This window comes from Kiloniella antarctica, from assembly GCF_042682825.1.
Classification (GTDB): Bacteria; Pseudomonadota; Alphaproteobacteria; order Kiloniellales; family Kiloniellaceae; genus Kiloniella; species Kiloniella antarctica.
On sequence record NZ_JBHUII010000007.1, the window covers coordinates 161,640 to 177,868 of the forward strand.

Below are 16,229 nucleotides of genomic sequence, written 5' to 3' on the forward strand. Positions count from 1 at the left end.
GACAACGTCTACAAGACGGAATACAGGAAAAGAATTTAAAAATGCCCAGATTACGGCTTACATTTTTAACGGCACTTCTAATGGGTACCCTTGCAAGCTTCGCCTTAAGCACGACTGCCTTATCTGACAAAACTGTGGCTGAAAAATCTATAACTGGAAAACCTGTAATCGTGACAACGATTGCCCAGATTGCCGACGTTGCCAGTCAAATTGTCGGAGACAAAATGATCGTCGACAGCCTGATGGGTGAAGGCGTTGACCCACATACTTATCGTATGAACCGTTACGACGTTGCTGCCCTCACGAAAGCAGATATTGTCCTTTACAATGGCATCTATCTTGAAGCACAGATGGAAGATGCTCTCGAACGCATGGCAACAAAAAAACCTGTCATCGCCCTAGCGGAATCCATCGATAAATCCCTTCTCCTAAAAAGTCAGGATTACACCAACAAAAACGACCCTCATGTTTGGATGGATGTGCGCAAATGGATGGCGGTAACGACCAAAGCGCTTGAAGTTATCAAAAAATTTGATCCTGAAAACGCCGGCTTCTATGACAAAAACGCTGCGACTTATCTCGTAAAGTTGGAACAGCTTAACGGTTATGTAGAAACAGTCCTCGCCTCCGTTCCTGAAAACGAGCGTGTGGTTATTTCTGCACACGATGCTTTCAATTATTTTGGCGAGGCATATGGCTTTGAAGTCATCGGCATCCAAGGTCTCAGTACAGCCAGTGAAGCTGGACTCAAAAAAATTGAAAACCTTGTTAACCTAATTGTATCACGCAAACTCAAAGCCGTGTTTGTTGAAAGTTCCGTCGCAGATCGTAATGTACGTGCCCTGATAGAAGGCGCACAAGCCCGGGGGCACTCCATTCGTATTGGCGGCACCCTCTTTTCAGACGCCATGGGACCGGCAGGCACATATGAAGGTACCTACATTGGTATGCTTGATCACAACTCCACTGTAATCAGCCGCGCGCTGGGTGGGGTAGCGCCTGTTGCCGGAATGAGTGAACAGTTAACTCTTGCGCAAAGCGCCGCCGAATAAGGCGAGAGGATTTTCTTGATGATCGCAAAACTTCTAAAGCTCCAACCGCCTAAGTCGCTAACATCCGATGAAGCAAAGCGGGCGCCGCTTGCCATTGAAGGACTGTCTGTTGCCTACCATCATAAACCTGTAGTTTGGGATCTCTCTTTTGTCGCTCCAGAGCAGGGCCTCGTTGCTGTCGTCGGCCCCAATGGCGCAGGAAAATCCACCTTCATCAAAGCTGCCCTTGGACTTATCCCTAAATTATCTGGGGAAATAACTGTTTATGGCAAACCTGTCGATCAACAACGCAAGTTGATTGGGTATGTCCCTCAGCGTGGTAGCGTCGATTGGGATTTCCCAGCGTCAGCTCTCGATGTCGTAACAATGGGCCTCTATGGCAAGATTGGTTGGTTACGACCCGTACGCAAAGCCCACAAGCAAGAAGCTCTGTCCTATTTGGAGAAGGTCGGCATGGCGGATTTTGCTGATCGACAAATTGGCCAACTATCAGGTGGCCAACAACAACGTGTTTTTCTCGCCCGGGCCCTCGCGCAGGATGCTTTGCTGTACTTCATGGATGAGCCCTTTGTTGGTGTAGATGCAGCAACAGAACGTGCAATCATCAATATCCTCAAAAGATTAAAAGATCAGGGTAAGACCGTTATTTGCGTCCACCATGATTTGCAATCGGCCCCTGATTATTTTGATCACGCACTGATCCTTAACGTACGTCCTGTTGCAAGCGGCCCAATGGCTGAAGCTTTCACCTCTGAGAATTTACAACGCGCCTATGGTGGGCGTTTGGCACCTTCAGAACTTTCAGGCCTTGTTTCGATGGCGAGTGAATAACTCTTTCCATTAGAGCCATTCCATTTTGTGTGTTTATTAAGGTGTGTCAGTGCTTCACGATCTCTTTGAAATTTTAAGCTTCCAAAGCGGCTATAACACCAATGTTGTTTTGCTTGGATCCGGCTTATTGGGAACTGCAGGCGGGGTTGTTGGGGTATTTTCCCTTTTGAGGAAACGCGCCCTTATAAGTGATGCAATCAGTCACGCGACCCTGCCGGGGATTACCTTGGGCTTTCTCGTTGCTCTCGCGCTTACAGGAACAGGAAAAAGCCTCCCTTTCCTTATGATTGGATCAACCTTGAGCGGGATAATCGGCGTGCTTTTGGTACAGTGGATAAAAGACAACACCCGCCTTCCAGAAGACTCTGCAATTGGAACTGTCCTCAGTTCTTTTTTCGGCCTTGGTGTGGTCTTGATGAGTTATATCCAAACCCTTAAAAGCGGAAGCCAAGCTGGTTTGGAAAGTTACCTTTTGGGTTCTACCGCCAGCATGCTTCAAAGTGAAGCTGAAATGATTGCTTTTTCTGCTCTTGCAATAACCGTGCTCGCAATTCTGTTCATGAAAGAATTTGGACTGGTATGCTTTGATCCAGACTATGCAGCTTCTCGTGGTTGGGCGGTAAACAAAATTGATCTTATGATGATGGCCTTACTTTTGGCTGTAGTGGTAATTGGCCTAAAAACGGTTGGTCTCATTCTTATCATCGCCTTGGTTATTATCCCACCAGTTGCGGCACGTTTTTGGACGGATCGTTTGGGCTTGATGGTTGCCATCTCTGCTTTCACAGGTGGTTTAAGTTGCTATCTCGGCGCAGCGCTATCGGCGCTAACCCCGGACCTTCCCTCTGGAGCAACTATCGTACTGACAGCCACGTCTATTTTCACGCTGTCTCTTCTTTTTGCTCCCAAGCGGGGCGTCGTTGCTGTCGCCTTACGCCAATTATCATTTCGCTTAAAAATCTCCCGGCGGCGGGCGTTACTCTCTCTCCATAAAGGACAAATGATACTTCCTCTTTCTCAACACCTACTGTTAAAAAGAGAAGGAATTATTCAAAATTCTGGAGAACTAACAATTAGAGGGCAGCAAACAGTAACCGAGATGGCTCACGATCAAGCTCTCTGGAACCAATATCTGAGCGATTATCCAGAAGAGGCCTTTGCTCAAAATAAATGGTCGCTCGCAATGATTACAGATGTACTTTCGATTGATTTGATAAAAGAATTGGAAGACTCGATCTCTCATCAAAGTATCCCCGGATGCTTACAAAAGGATATCAGCTAATGGATCTGCCTCTCGCTGATTTCCTTCAGATTGATTTCCCTGCCCTACTTGTTGCCTGTCTTGCCGGGTTATGCTGCGGCTTACCAGGAAATTTTCTGGTCTTAAGAAAACAGAGCCTGATCGGCGACGCCATGAGCCATGTGGTACTTCCTGGGATTGTGGTCGGCTATCTTCTTTCCGGGACACTGGACACAATCCCCATGCTGCTTGGAGCTTTGGCCGCAGCACTTATTTCGGCTTTGCTAATCGAGCTTATTCGGCGCCTTGGTAATGTTGAACCCGGCGCGGCAATGGGGGTAGTTTTCACCTCAATGTTTGCCCTCGGTGTTCTTATCCTTGAACAAACTGGCGCATCAGGAGTTCATCTTGACGTGGAACACGCCCTTTACGGTAATTTAGAATCTACTCTGTGGTTTGGTTTGAATAACTGGTCAGATATTTTCACGACAAAAGGTCTGGAACAAATGCCAGGAAGTATTCGCCGCTTGGCCTTTGTCACCCTAGCTGTTCTTCTCGTCATCATAATCTTCTTCAAAGAATTAAAAATCTCAACCTTTGATCCTGCCATGGCAACATCCTTGGGATTTAACGCCAAGTACATCTCTATTGGGCTGATTGTTGTCACAGCAACTTCGGCCGTTGCAGCCTTTGATGCTGTCGGATCAATTTTGGTCATTGCAATGTTTATATGTCCCGCGGCCACAGCTCGGATGTGGACTGATCGTCTTAGCTCACAGTTAATTCTTTCCGCCGGGTTTGCTCTTCTATCTGGGTCACTAGGATATCTTTTTGCAGCTTTTGGTCCATTTCTACTCGGTGCAGACTATGCTTTAAATGCTGCGGGAATGATTGCTGTCATCGCCTGTATCCTTCAAGGGATATCTATGATTTTTGCACCCAATCACGGGACTCTGGGGCGCTTTTTAAAACAACGAAAAGCAATGCAAACCCCTTCTCAAATATAAAGATTATCTATCAACGAAGCATGTTAATGTCATTTAGTCAGAACATTTTCAAGAACGTCCAAGGCCTTATTGGTAAGAATATCGATGAGAACAACATCATCATCAACGATAACAAATTTACTATTTGCACGCCTTGGCAAGCTACTCCTTAAATTTGAAGGCAGGTCACGTTTTGCCAACCCTGGAGGTAGAACTCCCTTTTCATCAAGCTGTTTTTGCAGGCCTGGAGGTAAACTCCCTTTCTTTGCAAGCCCAGGAGGTAAGCCTTTTTTCTTCCCCTTATGCTTTTTGGATTTATCGGTAGAGACTTCATCTTTGCCAAAATAACGATTGATAACCGTTTTTTCTATATCGCTAATGACATCTTCCAAAACCTGCTCTTGAGAAGCTTGTGATGCTTGAGCCGGGACCACGCCTGATAGGCTTGAAACAGCGAGCCCGAGAGCAAAGGCAACCATCACAGCACTTAGATCTTTCAACTTAGAACCTTGCATCAATACAATCCCTTTATTTGGCTTTCATTTTCTTTATTTGGTACAGTATAGAGAAAAAGCGGCTAAAATAGGATTCAGTGATTGTACTTATTACTTAAGCTAACTTCCCGTACCTAAATTTGTTCTCCAGCGGCAGGCAATTTTCTTTCAGATAGAGGCGTACACCCAAAAAAATTACGGTAGCAGCGGGAAAAATGTGCAGAAGAATTATACCCGCACGCCAAAGCAACCTCGATAATTCTCATCTTGGTTTGCATGATAAGTTGGCGGCTTCGATAAAGCCTAAGCTCACTATAATATCTGGCGGGTGATTTATTAAATTGTTTACTGAACATCCGCTCCAACTGGCGACGAGAAGATCCCGCAATTTTTGAAAGCTCTTCCAATCCCAATGGCTCTTCCAGATGGTCTTCCATAATCTGAATGACCCGCAAGAGCCGTTGATCTTGAATAGAATAACGTGCAGAAAGGCCAAAGTACTGGAATTCACGGCGATCGCGGATCCGTTCGTGGACAAACTGATCAGCAACCATTCTTGCCAATTCGAAGCCATGTAAGTCAGATATGAAATTCAGCATCATATCCAATCCAGCAGTTCCCCCAACACATGTGAACCCCTTGGGGCTGACTTCGAAAAGCTCATTCGAGGTCTCGATTTCAGGGAAGGTTTCGTTAAAGGCTGAGAGGTACTCCCAATGCACAGCACATTTCGTATTATCGATCAATCCAGCCTTGGCCAAATAATAAGAAGCAGTATAGAGCGCACCAATGATTTTTCCCTGCCGCCCAAGTGTTCTTAGCCATGAAATCAAATTTTCAGATTCAAAAGCTGAAATATTGTGGCCTCCACACAGGATGATATTTTCCGGTTCACCTGCTTCATGGAGATTACCCAATACTTCCAAACGTAAGCCATTCGAAGCTTCCACATTTTCCCCATCTAAAGAATAGACAGGACAATCGTAGAGTTCTTTGCGGGCGACTTTGTTGGCAACTCGCAGCGGCTCCATTGCAAAGGTGAACGAGTTCATAGAAAACCCAGGCAAAAGTAAAAATCCAACGCGACGGGTAAATCCTTCTTTTGGCTCTGGAAACATTTTCTCTATCACTCCCGTTAATAGGCATTCTTACATATTGGTATTGTCGCTTTTACCCTAAAACGACAATACTCGTTCTAAGTCTCCTTTGTAAAACTAGCAAGCGATCAAACCAAAAATGGCCACCTTTCGGCAGCCATTTTCGTAACAAAAAAATTACATGCGGTGAATGTTATCTATTTTTGCTCCAATATTCAATCGCAGCACCAACACCACTCCCAGGTTCAATGTCCATCCCCATATCGCGCATCACCATCTCTGCGCCGCCAAGCGCGCTGAAAAGCATACATTCATTCAGATCTCCAAGGTGTCCAATACGAAACAGTTTACCCGCGACAAGAGCCAAGCCCCCTCCAAGGGACAGATTGTAATCTGCGTACGCGCGTTTAACGATCTCTTGCCCATCGATATGATCTGGCACCATTACTCCCGTCACGGTATCAGACTGCCACTCAGGTGTTTTGGCACAGGTGCTCAACCCCCAAGCAGTCACCGCACGACGCACGCCTTCCGCCAGCCGTTTGTGGCGATTCCAGACGTTCTCCATGCCTTCGGCGAGGAGCGTATCAACAGAAGCTCTTAGCCCTCTGAGAAGTCCCATGGCAGGTGTATAAGGGCCAAACCCCGTACGGGTTTGATTAATCATCATTTTGAAATCGAAATAAAACCGCGGGCATGTAGAATTTTCACCCGCCGCTAATGCCTTTTGGCTCACCCCAACAATGCCTAGACCTGTGGGCAGCATAAAACCTTTTTGTGAACCGGCAACTGCGAGATCAACACCCCAGGCATCCATCTCAAATTCAATCGCACCGATAGAGCTGATACCATCAACATAAAGTAACGCTGGATGGTTTGAAGCATCCATCGCTTGGCGCACTCCTTTAACATCAGATGTGACACCCGTCGCTGTTTCGTTATGGCAAACGACAACGCCTTTGATTTCATGATCAGTGTCTGCGGCCAAACGCGCCGCAATAGCTCCGACAGGAGCACCTTCCCCCCACGGCACATCAATATCTTCTACTTCAATGCCCAACGCACGACAGGAATCAATCCAAAGGCTTGAAAATTGGCCAAATCGGGCAGTCAAAACTTTATCACCTGGGGACAAAGTATTTGTAATCGCCGCTTCCCATCCTCCGGTACCCGATGAAGGGAAGACAACCACTTCACCCTTCTCTGTACGGAAGACTTTTTTCAGATCTTCAAAGAGTGGCACCATGAATTCCGGTGCGGAAGATGCCCGATGATCTTCAGTATTAACATCCATTGCCAAGCGAATATGCTCTGGCATGTTCGTTGGACCTGGAATGAAAAGAGAATTACGACCAGCCATGAATAGAACCCCTCAATCGATTATAACTAATAAATTTGAGGAAAAGATTACGCTGAAGTGACTTGATCAAAAAGCTCAAAGTCGGATTAGGAATTGTGCCGTGAGCGCTAAAATAATGAAAAGAAGGCAATAAAATCAAAGAACCAGCGTCTATTTTTACATCTATGACCATGACAGGCGCCCCATCGAAAAATAATCCGCCCTTTAAATCGCAATCGCTTTTTTACCCTGCAGCAACTTCATCTGTAGCATAGTAATTTCGATTTTTATCTGTTGCAGCACGTAAAACTTTGCGCAAATCCCCTGGAGATATAGGTTTAGAAAGATAATCATCCATGCCTGCAGCCAAATAATTCTCTCTATCACCTTGCATGGCGTTTGCGGTAAGTGCGACGATAAATACACCCGTCGAATTTAGCTCCATACTCCGTATTTTCTCAGTCGCTTCAATGCCATCCATTTCTGGCATTTGAATGTCCATGAAAATCATATCATAACTACGATTTTGTACGGCGGTTACAGCCTCAACACCGTTAACGACCAAATCCACATCATGACCTGCTTTATTAAGCATTGTACTTAAAACAAATCGATTGATCTCATTGTCCTCAACCACCAAAACACGCAAAGAAGGTTGATTCACTTCTGGCTGCAATATGACATTTAGGTTCTCTTCTTTATCTATAATCACTGCATTCCGATCACCGCGAGCACAAGGCAAAACGAGAGTGAAGGTACTCCCTTGCCCCAAATTACTTTCGACCAAAATGTCTCCGCCCATCAGTTTTGCCAACTCTTTACAAATCGCCAGACCAAGCCCCGTGCCGCCAAATCTCCGCGCATGTTGCGCATGCCCTTGTGTGAACTTGTTAAATAGCCGCGACACCTCTTCTTTAGCAATACCGGGGCCAGTGTCATGTACTGACATCATTAAATCTATGCGCCCATCGTCTCTTGGTTGATAGGACACCGCAATCTTTACACTCCCCTCTTCTGTATAGTTTATGGCATTACTCACCAAGTTATACAGAATTTGCCTCAGTCGCAGAGGATCAGCATGGAGCAGACGAGGCATATCATCCACGATTGAGAACTCAAGTTCTAAAGATTTACTCGCAGCCTTTGGCTTCCATAAGGTGTATGCGGCTTCAACCAGAGCCAAAAAATCGAAATCCCGTTCTTCAACTTTCAAAAGTTTTGCTTCAATCTTGGAAATATCCAAGATATCGTTCAGCAGTCCCATAAGAACTGTTCCAGATTCCCGAATAATCTCCAATTGTTCTCGCAAGCGTGTATCCGGTTCCTCGGCCAAGAGAACGTGGGTCATTCCCAAGATCCCATTCATAGGCGTACGTATTTCATGGCTCATGGTTGCCAAGAATTCACTCATGGCCAAGTTAGCCCGTTCAGCAACTTCCTTCGATCCCTGAATGGTTTGCATCTGTCGGAACATCAGGAAAAACATAATGGCCAAAACACCAAATAACAAAACGATGGAGACCAGCACCCAACCATAAAGTTGCGCAACTTTTGCCCGCCCTTTATAATTATTCTGCTTCAGGACCTTACGGCTATCAGAGACAAAATTTCGAAGAACACTGTCAAAGGAGCTCAACTCACTGATCATCGTTGTTATATAACGGTCCGTGGGAATTTCCTGATTCTCAGAGAACTGATTTAACCGCGCGGTAAGCCGATCTAACCGCGTGATACCATTTGAGAAAAAAGCTTCACCCTCCAAAGTTTGGCGAGTTATTCCCTTTTTGATGGCCTCAACTTTGATCACAAAGACGCCATAGCGATTGTCTATCGCTTTTCGCGTACCGTCACTATGGGGATCCGCGTCATAAAGGTTATTCAGAAGTCGATAATATTCTGATTGAACATTATAAATATCCCATCCGGTATTCTGATAACCAGACTCCTCAAAATCACGTAAAGAAAATACAGATGTTATCAATAGCCCGCCGGCAATAGATGCTAAAAAGAATGACATCGCTAATGCAAAAGCCACTCTTCTCTCAATAACTCCATACTTTCGCATTCACGTACCCTTGACTTCAATCATACCTAGAAGGTGAATCAGCTTAATAGTATTGCTTTGTGAAAATTCGATATAAAAAATACTATTTCAGAGTAATTCTCTTTCCAAAAAGTAACTTAGGTTGAAAATTAATTGATAAAATATATGCCAATTTCATCCTTTAGAGTCTCAATCAACAATGCTTTTTCTGCAATTTCAAAACAGCGCCTAGAATATTTATATCAATTCAACCACTTGTAATGCAACCAAGGCAAGTGCAGAATATTTTTTCTCAATCACGCCTCATTTTGGAAACCCTCATATGCCTATAGAAACTTGGCTTCTTTTTGTTGCGATCAGTTTTGTGCCTGCGATCAGTCCTGGCCCAGCGGTATTTCTTGCACTATCCAATACGATTAAGTACGGAGGCAAAGCCACGATCTGGTCTGCAGCCGGGAATGCCATAGGCCTTATGATAATAGGCTTAGCGTCAGCGGTTGGGCTCGGCGCACTCATGGCCACTTCAGCAATGGCCTTTACTGTTTTGAAATTTATCGGTGCGGGTTATCTGATCTGGCTTGGTATAAAAACCTGGCGCGACAAAAGTACGATGGTTCAAAACAATGGATCAGATAGTGCTCCGAAAAAATACAAACTGTTTTCAACAGCCTTATTCGTATCTGTGACTAACCCCAAAGCAATCGTCGTTATCCTTGCTCTGTTTCCACCTTTTATATCACCAGAAGGGAATGCTCTGCTCCAGGCCACAGTTCTTTCAATTACCTACGCAGCACTTTGTTTCCTGAACCATCTGGTAATTGCACTTATGGGAGGACGACTTCGTAATTTCATGAGTGATATCAGACGCATTCGTATTGTACGTCGTGTTCTTGGCGCAACCTTTGTCGGCTTTGGCGCTCTATTGGCTTCCGCTCAACGATAATTACGCCAAGAACAATCACAATAATGCCACACAGCCCATCTACCACCCCATTCGATCTGCAAAATCGTGCCAACGGATCATCGTGGGCATAAACCATGGATTGCCGTTATAAAAAGGCCGGCTGTCAAAAGACAAGTTGTCCAGTTCAGTGTGTCCGTCGGGATCACCTATGACCTTGAGCGCCGTTTTCCGGCCAAAATAAACCGCCCGTCCTACACCTGAGCCACAATACCCCATTGCATAATGAACACCTTCTACTTTACCGACATGGGGCGCATGATCAAAAGTATAAGCCACAACACCTGACCAGCCATATTCGATTTTGGTGGTTTCAAGCTGTGGAAAAATACGGCGCATTGCAGTCCCCAGATGCTTGACATATTGAGCAGGGTTTTCTTTCAGACTTTCGGCCCGGCCACCAAATACCATCCTCTTACCATCTGGAGAGGGGCGATAGTAAAACACCAGTCTGTGCGTATCACCATGACCGCGAAGTTTAGGTGATAATTCTAAAATTTTTGATTTTGATAGTTCTTCAGTCGATATTATTGCCGATCGAATGGGGATCAAACGGCGTCTAAACCATTTGAGATGTTTTGGGGTATATCCATTCGTGGCAACGATAACATTCTTTGCCCTCAGTACAGATACTCCGGTGTAAACCATGAGGTTCCCATCCGAACCGGAAATATCTAGAACATTTTGTCCACCATAAATCCGCGCACCGGCCTCTGTTGCTTTTGCCAATAGCCCCTGTAACAAAAGTGCTGGTTGTAATGTCCCATCTTCTTCATAGACAGCACCTCCATGGTAGAATTCGGAGCCTATCTCTTTATATTGATCGGCCCTTGAAACCATATATGTTTTTAAACCAAGCTCTTTTTGCATCTGCTCGTTTTGACGGGCCAGTTTCTCATAATGTTTAGCGTGTGCAGCACCTCTAAAGCGTCCTCGCATTGTAAGCTTGCAGTCAATTTTTTCCTCGTGGATAAAGGTAACGAGCGAGCGCATACAATCCAGACTTTCGCGCATAATTGCTCCGGCCTTTTCCTTGCCATAAGCTTGAGAAAGCCCTTTGAGACCTAGCTTGTGAAAGCTGGGCCCGAGCAAACCTCCATTTCGAGCAGAACACCCCCACCCGGGTCTTTCTGCATCCAGCACAACAACATCACGACCCGCTCTCGCCAGGGTAATTGCCGCTGATAAACCAGTATACCCAGCACCTACAATGACAACATCCGCCTTTTCAGGAGGAGCATCAGTTTGAGAAAAAAAGTCAGGTTCAAATTGAGAGTCTGCCCACCAATAAGGCCGATGGGTAAATGCTTGAGATTCAGTCATGGCTGCACTCTCATCATGAGGAAATTATATAAAACACGTATTGATCATATTGCATACGTATGCTGCCATGGCTTTTAACGAATAGAAAGTATGAGGAGATAAGACGATGTATTTTTATTTACCTTCCTAAAAACAATACAAAAACTTACCGCTTGTCCAATGGAATTTCAGTCGTTTCTTTAATTTTTTCCATTGAAAAATAAGATGTTACATCGTGTAAGGGAGCCGTTCGAATAATTTTCTTATATACCCGGTCATAATCCTCAATACTGGTAACAAGGATTTTCAACAGATAGTCCACATTTCCATTAAGACGATGGAATTCGACAACTTCATCTATTTTACTTACTCCTTCAGAAAATTTTTCCAACCAACCATCCCCATGTTGAGCAGTCCTAATCTCAACAAAAACTGTGAGCCCCTTACCAACCATCGCCGGATCGACAAGAGCCACCTGTTTTTTGATAACACCACTCTCTTGAAGAAGCTTAATTCTACGCCAACAGGCATTTGTAGAAAGGTTGACGATCTCAGCGATTTCAGAAGCCGGTCGGCTTGCGTCACGTTGTAACTCTTTCAAAATTCGTAAATCAACCTCGTCCAACTTCATTTTTTCTCTTTCTTGTGAAAATTCCTCAATATTTATGCAGAATAATAGAAATAATGAGAAAAATAACCACCCTTATCAATATATATTATAGAGAGATACAACAAATAAACTAAAAAAAATTGGTGAATTTAATGAAAAAACTATTGGACAGCCTCTTTACCGATCACCCTCAATCGGTCAACGAGACGTATTTTGAACACATGGGCCAAGCTCTCTACTTTTCATTTAACATGGGGGTTGGGTTCTTCGTTTGCCTTTGCCACGCCTTTATTCCAGGTGCTTTTGAAAAAACTGGCAGCAAGCTGGTCACAAAGCTTTATGACCGCATGGTTCAAAATCGGATGCGGCACCAAACAAAACAAGATGTTAGTTTGGAACACGCAGAAATTAACCGCACGTCTTAACCTAATTTAAAAAACTCTTTTATTACAAAAGGTTTCTTCTTTCACTAAAAGAAAGTTCCTTATTAGATTTTCTTAAGATCAGACATTCGTACCAATTGATCATAGGTAATTTCTATGATCAATGTTAATGCAAACCCCATCCTTATGAATGTCGAGCCGAGTACTACATGCCTATACTTATTTACGGTACAGAAAAATATTCTCAATTCAGAACTCTGATGCCCGGAATAATTCTTTCCGTAGTCCTAGCTTTTGCTGCGACCTTTATCTCTGACCATCATGGTGGTCCGACACTACTCTATGCTCTTTTGTTTGGAATGAGCCTGAATTCCCTTATCGAAGGGTCCTCTGCCAAACCTGGGATTGAGTTCACAGGGCGGTCAATTCTCCGCATTGGCGTTGCCTTACTCGGCGCGAGAATAGGCCTCGATCAAATCTCGCAACTGGGCCTCAATTCGACCCTTGTACTTATCTTTGCAGTTATAACCACCATTATCGCTGGTGTCTTGCTTGCGCGCCTATTTGGCTTTGATAAACGCTTTGGTCTTTTAACGGGAGGATCAACCGCAATTTGCGGTGCATCCGCTGCTCTTGCTATATCTGCTGCGATGCCCCCCTCAGAAAACCGTGAACGCACGACACTTTTTGCTGTTGTTGCCGTAACGACCCTTAGCACACTGGCCATGATCCTATACCCACCGTTTGCACTCTGGTTAAATCTAAGTCCGGAAGAATCAGGTTTCTTTATCGGCGGCACAATCCATGATGTCGCGCAGGTCGTTGGAGCGGGGTACTCCATATCCCCAGAAGCTGGAGATTCAGCCACTGTTGCTAAGCTATTCCGTGTGGCTTTATTGGTTCCCATAACCCTGTTTGTCACCACAATATTCAAACAAACCAGCCAAAACAAAGTAAAGGCCTATCTGCCGCCGCTCTTTCTTATTGGTTTTATCGCTTTCACCGGGTTGCGCTCTGCGGGTTTGTTATCTGATCAGATTATTTCTCAACTCTCAGAACTATCAAGATGGTGTCTCGTAACTGCCATTGCAGCTGTCGGTCTTAAAACATCTCTTCGGGATGTTCTCCAAGTAGGTCACCAAGCCCTTATTCTTGTGGTCGTGGAAACACTGATCATCGCAGGCATTATCATCGCGAGTATTTTCTTGATGCGGTAAGTTGTCGAAGAAATGTCTCAATAAACAACAAAGGCGGCCTCACGAATGGACCGCCTTTGTTCGTTCATCTATAGTGGAGAAATTATGCCGCCAGTGCTGCTATAATTCTCACCCAAGAACGTATCCCCTTATGGAAACTCTTGAGATCGTACTTTTCATTTGGACTATGGATACGGTCATCTTCAAGGGCAAAACCCACCAGAAGCGTTTCCATTCCCAGCACACGACGAAATTCGGTCGTGATTGGAATAGAGCCGCCAGACCCCATCAATGCCGCTTCTTTGTTCCACTCATCAGACAGAGCTTTAATCACCTTTTGTGTTTCCGGCATGTTCGTATCAACCGTTAAAGGCCCAAACTCCCCACCGACACTTTCATATTCAACCGTACAATCATCAGGCAATCTGGAATTAACAAACTTTCGGAAAGCTTCTCTGATCTTGTCTGGCTCTTGTTTACCTACCAATCGAAAAGTGAGTTTGGCGTTGGCTTCTGCAGGAATAACCGTTTTTGATCCCAGTCCATTATAGCCACCCCAGACACCATTTACCTCACAAGTAGGCCGCGAGGTAATCTGCTCAAGAACAGAATACCCCTCTTCTCCAGCTGAAATTGAAAGACCAACGTCCCGAAGGTAGGTCGCGCCATCGAACCCGAGACTATCCCATTGTTTTTTTATGGCAGCAGGCAGCTCCTCTACACCATCATAGAAGCCAGGAATTTGAACCCGCCCCTGAGCATCACGAAGATCAGCAATAATCGACGAGATCACATGTAACGGATTACGCGCAGCAGACCCATAAGCACCAGAATGCAAATCCCGATCCGCGGCTTTGATCACGAGATTCTCTTTCATCATACCACGCAATTGAACCGTAATTGCAGGTGTTTCCCGATCCCACATCGTCGTATCACAAACCAGCGCCAAATCAGCTTTAAGTTCGTCTTTATTTTCAGCAAGGAAAGCATCAAGGCTTGGGCTACCTGTTTCCTCTTCACCTTCAAAAATAATCGACGTATTTAAAGGCAACTTCCCAGTAACAGATCTCCAAGCACGACAGGCTTCAAGAAAGGTAAGAAGCTGCCCCTTATCGTCGGAAGTTCCCCGGCCGACAAGTTGCTTTGATCCATCCGACATCTCTGTAATAGAAGGTTCAAATGGCGGCTTCTCCCAAAGCTCGAGAGGATCAACAGGCTGAACATCATAATGGCCATAAAACAGAACGTGCGGTCCCTCTGCTTGGTCAGGAGTATGTGCAACAACCATAGGGTGACCCGGCGTAGATCGAACCGACGCATCAAACTTTAACGCGACCAGTTCCCGTTCAAGCCATTCAGCCGCTTTTTGACACTCCGCTTTATAGGCGGGGTCAGTTGAAATACTTTCGATACGAACAAGATCAAATAATCGTTCGATACTTTCTTCTAGATGGTCATCAACGTGGGACAGTACCTGTTCCAGAGCGCTCATGCTTATGCTCCTCGTGTGTTTATTGTTATTTTTATTATGTCTTTGCAATGCAAAGCGTTGATATACCTCTCAAACAGATACCTGAGAGGAATTCCTATGAGAACAATACAAAATCAACGGGATGAAATTACGTAATCACGCTATCAGACCCTAACTCAGCTAGGCAAGTTTTGTTTACCTAATTTCCAGTAAACTCAAAAAGATAATTAACAGAGCTCTTCTCTCTAAACTTTTTATCAGTGATTTTTTATGCTCTTAATGCTTCTCGAACACATGATTTTCACCGGCTCATAAACATCGAGATTTCCATGACTGATAAACCACTTTCTTCTATGACCATCGGTATTCTTGGCGTTGGATATTTTGCCTCATATTTCATAGCCGGCCTCCGCAAAGGTGGTTTTAAGGGGCAAATACTTTTATCGCCAAGGAATGCGCAAACGGCAAACAAACTTGCGCAAACTCATAATTGCTCCATAGCCGTAACGAACCAAGATGTCATCGATCATACTGACCTTGTTGTAGTCTCGGTCAAACCCGAACACTTGCAGGAACTTCTCACCGGTCTAAGTTTTAAAGATGATCAGATTGTTGTCTCTGCTGTTGCGGGTATCTCTGTTGAAAATCATCATAAAACAGGCCCCTTACCCCAAACACTTATACGTATGATACCTGTATGCTGCATCGAAGCAGGAGAAGGTGTTGTTCCGATATACCCAGCTCATAAAATAGTTGAAGATCTCGCGCGTTTTACTGGTGCACCCGTCACCTTTAATACCGAAGAAGAGTTTGATCTCTCCCTTGCGGCATCTTGTATGAACGGTTGGCTTTATGAATTCTTTGGCAGCATGACCCAGTGGCTCGAGAACAAAGGGTTGCCTTCAGAAACTGCTCGCACCCTCGTGCTTCACAATGTGCGCGGAGCTACGGGTTACGCCCTCTTAAAAGAAAACGAAGACCTCACCTCTATTACAAACGATATTGCGACAGAAGGCACCTTCACGTTGAAGGGATTGGAAGTATTGCGAAAACACCAAGGAATAATCGCCTGGGATAAAGCACTCGACGAAGTCCATGCAAACTTAATAAGAGACAATTAAAAACTGATATTTGAAGATCACAAATATCTGAATCGGATGTGATCTCGAAAGGCTGAATGGATTTTGTTTTACTAGACGTTGCTAAAAAACAGAAAAAATATT

At 44.8% G+C, this 16,229-nt stretch carries 15 protein-coding genes; 8 read left to right on the top strand and 7 right to left on the bottom strand.

The window, feature by feature from the left end; translation table 11 throughout:
* Positions 1 to 41: 41 nt before the first annotated feature.
* Genes ACFSKO_RS14375 through ACFSKO_RS14390 form a run of 4 tightly spaced genes read left to right on the top strand, consistent with a single transcriptional unit; the run spans position 42 to position 4,130 of the window.
* Complete coding sequence (locus ACFSKO_RS14375) at positions 42 to 1,052, top strand: metal ABC transporter solute-binding protein, Zn/Mn family (protein ID WP_380252817.1); 1,011 nt, start codon at positions 42 to 44, stop codon at positions 1,050 to 1,052.
* A gap of 18 nt (positions 1,053 to 1,070) precedes the next feature.
* Positions 1,071 to 1,883, top strand: coding sequence for a metal ABC transporter ATP-binding protein (locus tag ACFSKO_RS14380; RefSeq protein ID WP_380252819.1), 813 nt, complete (start codon positions 1,071 to 1,073; stop codon positions 1,881 to 1,883).
* Positions 1,884 to 1,932: 49 nt separating this feature from the next.
* Positions 1,933 to 3,165: a metal ABC transporter permease gene (locus ACFSKO_RS14385; RefSeq protein WP_380252821.1), complete on the top strand. Its 1,233-nt coding sequence runs from the start codon at positions 1,933 to 1,935 to the stop codon at positions 3,163 to 3,165.
* Positions 3,165 to 4,130 carry a metal ABC transporter permease gene (locus tag ACFSKO_RS14390; RefSeq protein ID WP_380252823.1) on the top strand — a complete coding sequence of 322 codons (966 nt, stop codon included), beginning with the start codon at positions 3,165 to 3,167 and terminating at the stop codon, positions 4,128 to 4,130. The genes ACFSKO_RS14385 and ACFSKO_RS14390 overlap by 1 nt, the downstream gene beginning before the upstream one ends.
* 29 nt (positions 4,131 to 4,159) lie before the next feature.
* Here ACFSKO_RS14390 and ACFSKO_RS14395 read toward each other — a convergent pair whose 3' ends face one another.
* From ACFSKO_RS14395 to ACFSKO_RS14410, 4 genes are all read right to left on the bottom strand, one after another.
* Positions 4,160 to 4,624, bottom strand: coding sequence for a hypothetical protein (locus ACFSKO_RS14395; protein ID WP_380252825.1), 465 nt, complete (start codon positions 4,622 to 4,624; stop codon positions 4,160 to 4,162).
* Between the two features lie 113 nt (positions 4,625 to 4,737).
* Positions 4,738 to 5,721 carry a GlxA family transcriptional regulator gene (locus tag ACFSKO_RS14400; protein WP_380252827.1) on the bottom strand — a complete coding sequence of 328 codons (984 nt, stop codon included), beginning with the start codon at positions 5,719 to 5,721 and terminating at the stop codon, positions 4,738 to 4,740.
* Between the two features lie 172 nt (positions 5,722 to 5,893).
* Entirely contained in the window at positions 5,894 to 7,060 is a 1,167-nt protein-coding gene (locus tag ACFSKO_RS14405) for an aminotransferase class V-fold PLP-dependent enzyme (RefSeq protein ID WP_380252829.1), read from the bottom strand.
* A 223-nt stretch (positions 7,061 to 7,283) separates the two neighbouring features.
* Positions 7,284 to 9,104, bottom strand: coding sequence for an ATP-binding protein (locus ACFSKO_RS14410; RefSeq protein WP_380252831.1), 1,821 nt, complete (start codon positions 9,102 to 9,104; stop codon positions 7,284 to 7,286).
* A gap of 301 nt (positions 9,105 to 9,405) precedes the next feature.
* On the opposite strand from ACFSKO_RS14410, the gene ACFSKO_RS14415 reads away from it, so the two are divergent.
* Positions 9,406 to 10,026: a LysE family translocator gene (locus ACFSKO_RS14415; RefSeq protein ID WP_380252833.1), complete on the top strand. Its 621-nt coding sequence runs from the start codon at positions 9,406 to 9,408 to the stop codon at positions 10,024 to 10,026.
* A gap of 39 nt (positions 10,027 to 10,065) precedes the next feature.
* Here the strand turns inward: ACFSKO_RS14415 and ACFSKO_RS14420 are convergent, their stop codons facing one another.
* Together ACFSKO_RS14420 and ACFSKO_RS14425 are read right to left on the bottom strand one after the other, a co-directional pair.
* Positions 10,066 to 11,367, bottom strand: a complete 1,302-nt coding sequence (locus tag ACFSKO_RS14420) for an NAD(P)/FAD-dependent oxidoreductase (protein WP_380252835.1) — start codon at positions 11,365 to 11,367, stop codon at positions 10,066 to 10,068.
* Positions 11,368 to 11,512: 145 nt separating this feature from the next.
* Positions 11,513 to 11,977 carry an Lrp/AsnC family transcriptional regulator gene (locus ACFSKO_RS14425; protein WP_380252837.1) on the bottom strand — a complete coding sequence of 155 codons (465 nt, stop codon included), beginning with the start codon at positions 11,975 to 11,977 and terminating at the stop codon, positions 11,513 to 11,515.
* A 131-nt stretch (positions 11,978 to 12,108) separates the two neighbouring features.
* On the opposite strand from ACFSKO_RS14425, the gene ACFSKO_RS14430 reads away from it, so the two are divergent.
* Positions 12,109 to 12,381, top strand: coding sequence for a DUF6356 family protein (locus tag ACFSKO_RS14430; RefSeq protein ID WP_380252839.1), 273 nt, complete (start codon positions 12,109 to 12,111; stop codon positions 12,379 to 12,381).
* A gap of 167 nt (positions 12,382 to 12,548) precedes the next feature.
* On the top strand, positions 12,549 to 13,556 hold the full coding sequence (locus tag ACFSKO_RS14435) for a YeiH family protein (RefSeq protein WP_380252841.1): 1,008 nt from the start codon (positions 12,549 to 12,551) through the stop codon (positions 13,554 to 13,556).
* An 82-nt stretch (positions 13,557 to 13,638) separates the two neighbouring features.
* Here the strand turns inward: ACFSKO_RS14435 and ACFSKO_RS14440 are convergent, their stop codons facing one another.
* Complete coding sequence (locus tag ACFSKO_RS14440; RefSeq protein WP_380252843.1) at positions 13,639 to 15,027, bottom strand: dipeptidase; 1,389 nt, start codon at positions 15,025 to 15,027, stop codon at positions 13,639 to 13,641.
* A gap of 308 nt (positions 15,028 to 15,335) precedes the next feature.
* Between ACFSKO_RS14440 and ACFSKO_RS14445 the strand changes: the two genes are divergently transcribed.
* On the top strand, positions 15,336 to 16,127 hold the full coding sequence (locus tag ACFSKO_RS14445; RefSeq protein WP_380252845.1) for an NAD(P)-binding domain-containing protein: 792 nt from the start codon (positions 15,336 to 15,338) through the stop codon (positions 16,125 to 16,127).
* The last annotated feature ends 102 nt before the right edge of the window (positions 16,128 to 16,229 follow it).

Excerpts from the sequence above, each read along its gene's own strand:
- ACFSKO_RS14430 (WP_380252839.1), top strand. The coding sequence starts at position 12,109 with ATGAAAAAACTATTGGACAGCCTCTTTACCGATCACCCTCAATCGGTC.
- ACFSKO_RS14425 (WP_380252837.1), bottom strand. The coding sequence starts at position 11,977 with ATGAAGTTGGACGAGGTTGATTTACGAATTTTGAAAGAGTTACAACGT.
- ACFSKO_RS14405 (WP_380252829.1), bottom strand. The coding sequence starts at position 7,060 with ATGGCTGGTCGTAATTCTCTTTTCATTCCAGGTCCAACGAACATGCCA.
- ACFSKO_RS14395 (WP_380252825.1), bottom strand. The coding sequence starts at position 4,624 with ATGCAAGGTTCTAAGTTGAAAGATCTAAGTGCTGTGATGGTTGCCTTT.
- ACFSKO_RS14375 (WP_380252817.1), top strand. The coding sequence starts at position 42 with ATGCCCAGATTACGGCTTACATTTTTAACGGCACTTCTAATGGGTACC.
- ACFSKO_RS14415 (WP_380252833.1), top strand. The coding sequence starts at position 9,406 with ATGCCTATAGAAACTTGGCTTCTTTTTGTTGCGATCAGTTTTGTGCCT.
- ACFSKO_RS14420 (WP_380252835.1), bottom strand. The coding sequence starts at position 11,367 with ATGACTGAATCTCAAGCATTTACCCATCGGCCTTATTGGTGGGCAGAC.
- ACFSKO_RS14380 (WP_380252819.1), top strand. The coding sequence starts at position 1,071 with ATGATCGCAAAACTTCTAAAGCTCCAACCGCCTAAGTCGCTAACATCC.
- ACFSKO_RS14390 (WP_380252823.1), top strand. The coding sequence starts at position 3,165 with ATGGATCTGCCTCTCGCTGATTTCCTTCAGATTGATTTCCCTGCCCTA.
- ACFSKO_RS14400 (WP_380252827.1), bottom strand. The coding sequence starts at position 5,721 with ATGTTTCCAGAGCCAAAAGAAGGATTTACCCGTCGCGTTGGATTTTTA.
- ACFSKO_RS14435 (WP_380252841.1), top strand. The coding sequence starts at position 12,549 with ATGCCTATACTTATTTACGGTACAGAAAAATATTCTCAATTCAGAACT.
- ACFSKO_RS14445 (WP_380252845.1), top strand. The coding sequence starts at position 15,336 with ATGACTGATAAACCACTTTCTTCTATGACCATCGGTATTCTTGGCGTT.
- ACFSKO_RS14410 (WP_380252831.1), bottom strand. The coding sequence starts at position 9,104 with ATGCGAAAGTATGGAGTTATTGAGAGAAGAGTGGCTTTTGCATTAGCG.
- ACFSKO_RS14440 (WP_380252843.1), bottom strand. The coding sequence starts at position 15,027 with ATGAGCGCTCTGGAACAGGTACTGTCCCACGTTGATGACCATCTAGAA.